Annotated in this window: 5 protein-coding genes; all 5 read left to right on the top strand. The window is 77.0% G+C overall.

Annotation, left to right across the window (positions count from 1 at the left end; translation table 11 throughout):
• Positions 1–1,155, top strand: a 1,155-nt coding sequence (locus GTQ99_RS19880; protein WP_205707872.1) for a serine hydrolase domain-containing protein, incomplete at its 5' end; no start/stop codon positions are given.
• Between the two features lie 52 nt (positions 1,156–1,207).
• A complete protein-coding gene (gene prmC, locus GTQ99_RS19885; RefSeq protein ID WP_166617443.1) occupies positions 1,208–2,068 on the top strand; it encodes a peptide chain release factor N(5)-glutamine methyltransferase in 861 nt (286 codons plus the stop codon).
• A 66-nt stretch (positions 2,069–2,134) separates the two neighbouring features.
• Entirely contained in the window at positions 2,135–2,911 is a 777-nt protein-coding gene (locus tag GTQ99_RS19890) for an L-threonylcarbamoyladenylate synthase (RefSeq protein WP_338075138.1), read from the top strand.
• Positions 2,908–4,137: an MraY family glycosyltransferase gene (locus GTQ99_RS19895; RefSeq protein WP_240897814.1), complete on the top strand. Its 1,230-nt coding sequence runs from the start codon at positions 2,908–2,910 to the stop codon at positions 4,135–4,137. Before GTQ99_RS19890 ends, GTQ99_RS19895 begins: the two co-directional genes overlap by 4 nt.
• Positions 4,138–4,285: 148 nt before the next feature.
• On the top strand, positions 4,286–4,762 hold the full coding sequence (locus tag GTQ99_RS19900; RefSeq protein ID WP_166617444.1) for a Cg1360 family ATP-synthase-associated protein: 477 nt from the start codon (positions 4,286–4,288) through the stop codon (positions 4,760–4,762).
• Positions 4,763–4,764: the final 2 nt, after the last annotated feature.

Raw genomic sequence — 4,764 nt, forward strand, 5'->3', positions numbered from 1 at the left:
GCTCCTGCCGCTCCTGCCGCCCCCGCCGGTCCGCCGGTCCGCCGGTCCGTGCGCTCGGCCGCCGCGCTCGCGCTGGCCGCAGCGCTCGTCGCCACGCTCGGCGCCTTCGCGCCGGCCGCGCCGCCGACCCGTTCCGCCGACCGGACCGGCGACCCCGCGCTCGCCGCCCGGCTGAGCGCCGCCGCCGCGGACCTGCCCGGCCAGGGGTTCGCCGTCAGCCTGGGCGACGCCACCGGCTCGGCGCAGGCGGCGATCGGCCGCGCCGACAGCCGGCCGGGCGCCGAGCGCGCCCTCTCCAGCACCACGCCGCAGGAGATCGGCTCGGTCACCAAGTCGCTGACGGGGCTGCTGCTCGCCGACGCCGTCCAGCGCGGCGAGGTGACCCCCGCAACCACCCTGGGGGAGGTGCACGCCGACCGGCGGCTGCCCGCCGAGCTGGCCGCCACCACGCTCGGCGAGCTGGCCACCCACACCTCCGGCCTGCCGCGGCTGAGCACCCGGGCCCAGCTGCGCGGCTACGTCACCGCCCTCACCCACGGCAACCCCTACGCGTGGGACACCCCGGACTCGCTGCTGTGCGACGCCGGCACCACGCCGCTGCGCACCCCGCGCGGTGGGTTCGCCTACTCCAACCTCGGCTTCGCGCTGCTCGGCCAGGCGCTGGCCGTGCGGGCGGGGACGCCGTACCCGCAGCTGCTGCGCGAGCGCGTGCTGGAGCCGCTGGGGATGCGGGCCACCGCCGCCAGCCCCGACCCGCTGCCCGCCGGCCGGGCCCGCGAGCTCGCCGCCGACGGTCGCGAGGTCGTCCCGTGGCTGTCCGCGGGCAGCGTCCCGGCCGGGACGGGCGTGTGGTCCACCGCCTCCGACCTCGGCCTGCTCGGCGCGGCCGCGGCCACCGGTGCGCTGCCGGGCGCGCAGGCGCTCCTCCCGGTCGCCGACGCCGACGGCCTGCGCACCGGCTGGGGCTGGTTCACCGCCGTCGTCGACGGGCGCACCTTCGTCGGGGCCAACGGCGCGACGTTCGGCGTGCAGACGTCGGTGTGGGCCGAACCGGCCAGCGGCCGCTGGGTCGCGGTCACCGCGCCCAGCGGCACCGCGGACGGCTCCTCGCACACCGAGGCCGTCGCCTTCCGGCTGCTCGGCGCAGCCGGCTGAGCGGTCCGGTGCCCGGGCGGGCCCGCCCCGCGGGCTCGCCTAGGGTCGGGGCGTGAGAGCGGACGCGCGCAGCCTGCTGGAGACCGCCGCCCGGCGGCTGGCCGAGGCCGGGGTGGCCTCCGCGCGCACCGACGCCGAGCTGCTGCTGGCGCACGCGCTCGGCGTCGAGCGCTCGCGGGTGGGGGTCCTGGTGGCCCTCGGCGGCCCGCTCGAGGCCGCCGGCTTCGAGGACCTCGTCGAGCAGCGCGCCGACCGCGTGCCGCTGCAGCACCTCACCGGCCGCGCCGGCTTCCGCGCCCTGGAGCTGCGCGTCGGCCCGGGCGTCTTCGTCCCGCGCCCGGAGACCGAGACGGTGGCGCAGCTCGCCGTCGACGAGGCCGCCCGCCTGGCCGCGGCGGGGGAGCGGCCCGTCGTGGTCGACCTGTGCACCGGCTCCGGCGCCCTCGCGCTCGCCGTCGCCACCGAGGTCCCGGCCGCGCGCGTGCACGCCGTCGAGCTGGACCCCATGGCGCACGCGTGGGCGCGGCGCAACGTCGAGGAGCTCGCCCCCGGCGTGGACCTGCGCCTGGGCGACGCCGCCACCGCCTTCGACGACCTCGACGGCCTCATCGACGTCGTCGTCAGCAACCCGCCGTACGTGCCTCCCGGCGCGGTGCCCGTCGACCCCGAGGTCGCGCTGCACGACCCGCACGTCGCGCTCTACGGCGGCGGCGACGACGGCCTGCTCGTCCCGCGCCGGGTCGTCGCGGCGGCCGCGCGGCTGCTGCGCCCGGGCGGCCTGGCCGTCGTCGAGCACGCCGAGGTGCAGGAGGACGCCGCCCGGCGGATGTTCACCGGCCCCGCCTGGACGGACGTGGGCAGCCACCGCGACCTGGCGCGGCGTCCGCGGTCGACGACCGCCCGCCGCGCGTGAGGGGCGGAACCCGCCGAGGGGGACGGTGATCCCGCCCCGCGCGCCGACGGTGGGACACTCCCTGGTGTGAGGCCACCGTTCGACTGCGCCGACCCCGTCACCCGCGAGCGCGGCCTGTCCGCCGCGCACAACGCCGTCAAGCGCGGAGAGGTGGTCGTGCTGCCCACCGACACCGTCTACGGCATCGGAGCCGACGCCTTCTCCCCGCCCGCCGTGCGCCGGCTGCTGGAGGCCAAGGGGCGCGGGCGCGACATGCCGCCCCCCGTGCTCGTGCCCGAGGTGCGCACCATCGACGGCCTGGCCTCCTCGGTCCCCTTCGCGGTGCGCGAGCTCGTCGACGCCTTCTGGCCCGGCGCGCTGACCATCGTCTGCCGGGCGCAGCCGTCCCTGACCTGGGACCTGGGGGAGACGAACGGCACCGTCGCGCTGCGCATGCCGCTGCACCCGGTCGCCCTGGAGCTGCTCCAGCGCACCGGCCCGCTGGCCGTCTCCAGCGCCAACCTCTCCGGCCGGCCGGCCGCGACGCTCGTCACCGAGGCCGTCGAGCAGCTGGGGGAGTCGGTGCGCGTCTACCTCGACGGCGGGGCGAGCCCGAAGGGGGCGCCCTCCACCATCGTCGACGCCTCCAACGGGCCGCTGCGCGTGCTGCGGGTGGGCGCCCTCAGCGAGGCCGAGCTGCGGGCGGCCGTGCCCAAGGGGTGGCTGGAAACCGAGCCCGCCGAGACCGAGCCGGTCGAGACCGAGCACACCGAGGCCGAGCGCGCCGAGCCCGAGCGCGCCGACGCCGAGCGCGCCGAGCAGGTGACCGGCGGGTCGCGGCAGCCGGGGGCCGCGAGCGGATGAGGGCCTACCTGCTCGTCGTCGTCGTGGCCGCGGCCGTGACGTACCTGACGACGCCCCTGGTGCGGTTGCTGGCCCAGCGCGTCGGGGCGATCACCCCGCTGCGCGAGCGGGACGTGCACACGGTGCCGGTGCCGCGCATGGGCGGGGTGGCGATGCTCTGCGGCGTCGTGGCGGCCCTCGTGGTGGCGAGCAGGATCCCCTTCCTGTCCCGGGTCTTCGAGGCCGACCCGGGTCCGCAGTGGGTGCTCGTCGGCGCCGCGGTGGTCTGCGCCGTCGGGGTGGCCGACGACATCGTCCAGCTCGACGCCGTCACCAAGCTCGCCGGCCAGGTGCTCGCCGCGGGGATCATGGGCTGGCAGGGCATCAGCCTGCTGCAGCTGCCCATCGGCGGCGTCACCCTGCTCTCCAGCCGCACGATGATGGTCATCACGATCCTCGTGGTGCTCGTGTCGGTGAACGCCGTGAACTTCGTCGACGGCCTCGACGGCCTGGCCGCGGGCATCGTGGGCATCGGCGCGGTCGCCTTCTTCGGCTACTCCTACGCCCTGCAGCGGGGGAGCGCGCCGGACGACTTCTCCTCGCTGGCCACGCTCATCGCGGGCATCACGGTGGGCTGCTGCCTGGGCTTCCTGCCGCACAACTTCCACCCGGCGCGCATCTTCATGGGCGACTCCGGCTCGATGATGCTGGGCCTGCTGCTGGCCTCGGCGACCATCGCCGCCACCAGCACCGTGGACCCGGAGACGGTGGCCGACGAGAAGATCGCGCCGGCCTTCTTCCCGCTGCTGCTGCCGATCGCCGTGCTCCTGGTGCCGCTGGGCGACATGCTGCTGGCCGTGGTGCGCCGCACCCGGCAGGGCAAGGCGTTCTGGCACCCGGACAAGAAGCACCTGCACCACCGCCTGCTGCAGCTGGGCCACTCGCACCCGGTGGCCGTGCTCGTCATGTACTCCTGGGCGGCGTTCCTGAGCTTCGGGATGGCCTCCTCGGCCTTCCTGCCGCTGGCCCAGGCCCTCGCGGTGGCCGTCGCGGCCGGCTGCGTGGTGCTCGCGCTGACGTTCCTGCCGCTGTGGTGGCGCCGGCGCGAGCGCCGCGCGGGAACCGTCCCGCTGCCGGGGCAGCTGCCCGGCGCGACCCCGGACGGCCCCGCCGCCAGCACCCCCGGTGGTGCCCCGGGTGCGGAGCGCGTCCGTCCCGCGGGTCCCGCCGAGACCTCGCGCACATGAGCCCGGCCCGTCCACGACGCGGCGTAGGAGACGCCTCCGCTCGTGATAGCTTTCACGAAGTCCACCCGGTGCCCCCACGCGACCGGTGCGGACCGCCGACGAGCCGAACCCCTCGGACGACCCGCCGACGAGCAGGGAGCAGCCCATCGTGAGTGAGAACGCCGCCGCCGGCGCCCAGGTCGAGGACGCCTACCGCGTCCTCCTGCGGCGCTCGCTGCTGGTCGGCGGCATCGCCGCGCTGGTCTGCGTCGTCGTCGCGGCCGTGCTGCGCGGGCTGGACGGGGCCCTGTCCGCGGGGCTCGGAGCGCTGCTCGTACTCGTCTTCTTCGGGGCGCGGCTGCTCGTCATGCGGCGCACCGCGCGCTCCAACCCGCAGATGGTGCTCGTCGCCGCGCTGGGGGTCTACACGGTCAAGATCGTGCTCCTCGGGCTGGCGATGGTCTTCCTGTCGCGCCTCTCCTGGGTCGTCGGCCCGGCGCTCGGCCTGTCGGTCATCGTCTGCGCCGTGTGCTGGCTGGCGGCGGAGATGCGCGCCTTCGTCAAGCTGCGGGTGCCGGTCTTCGCCGCCTCCACCCCTGCGGCCTCCGCCCCCGCCGCCGACGCCCGTCGGGACGGTGGGTCGTGAGG

Origin of the sequence: Kineococcus vitellinus, assembly GCF_009906315.1 — a bacterium.
Classification (GTDB): Bacteria; Actinomycetota; Actinomycetes; order Actinomycetales; family Kineococcaceae; genus Kineococcus; species Kineococcus vitellinus.

Bases quoted from the DNA above. Each gene is read 5' to 3' on its own strand.
- GTQ99_RS19895 (WP_240897814.1), top strand. From the start codon at position 2,908: ATGAGGGCCTACCTGCTCGTCGTCGTCGTGGCCGCGGCCGTGACGTAC.